Origin of the sequence: Bartonella sp. AA74HLJMH (assembly GCF_042197045.1) — a bacterium.
In the GTDB taxonomy this organism is placed as follows: Bacteria; Pseudomonadota; Alphaproteobacteria; order Rhizobiales; family Rhizobiaceae; genus Bartonella.
Window position 1 is genome coordinate 1 of record NZ_JBHIRJ010000128.1, and the last position, 765, is coordinate 765.

At 46.1% G+C, this 765-nt stretch carries 1 protein-coding gene and 1 pseudogene; both read left to right on the forward strand.

Translation table 11 applies throughout. The features are described from left to right. A pseudogene (locus tag ACFINH_RS10140) lies at positions 1–290 on the forward strand (baseplate assembly protein); the annotation flags it as partial. Continuing rightward, on the forward strand, positions 290–765 hold a 476-nt coding region (locus ACFINH_RS10145), incomplete at its 3' end, for a phage tail protein (protein WP_375633045.1). The pseudogene ACFINH_RS10140 and the gene ACFINH_RS10145, both read left to right, overlap by 1 nt.

The following is a 765-nucleotide window of genomic DNA, read 5'->3' on the forward strand; positions in this document are numbered from 1 at the left end:
TTGTGAAAAGCGCGGTACAGCGGATGATCAATGTTTCTGCTGATTTTTGGTTGTTACCGGATGAAGGCTCCTTTGTTTTGGAAAGAGCGGAGCAGAATTTAAGAGCGGAATGGGCGCGTGCATGGAGGCTTGGGCGTGATTTGTCTTTAAGTTGGATACTAAGCCGCTTGATGGTTGAAGGCGTTCACCATGTAAACATAACGCAACCTTGTGAAGATATTTTGGTCGCACCGGATGAAGCGGTCGCACTAGGGGATATTGTTTTGTCTGAACGGGGGCGTGCTTATTGATGCTTTCCTCACTTTTGCCACCGAATTCTAGCTTGTTTGAACGCTGTTTTGCAGAAGCGATGGCTTTTGACCCTCACGTTAAAACTGCACTCGAAGAAATACCCCGCGCGAAATTTATCACGCGTCCGCCTTCTTGGTTGCCCTTTTTAATAGACGAATATGGCTTACAAGAATTAACCCCTTATTTCTCTAACCTTTATGATTTAATTGATCAGGGTCTTGCATGGCAAAATATTCGCGGCTCTCTTGCGGCAATAGAGATGGGGCTTGAATGGCTAGAGATTTCGGCACGCTTTCAACCCGCCTGGACGGGGCGAGCATGGTGGAACTCCTTTCAACTTGATTTTGATCAGTTGCCTGAACGCAAAAGCCTTGAAGCTATTGAAGCAATCACAGATCTTTCCAAAAGTTTGCGCTCTGATTTTCGCCGTGGGACCTATGGTTATGATGTGCAAGCTGTTGAATGCAATATGTC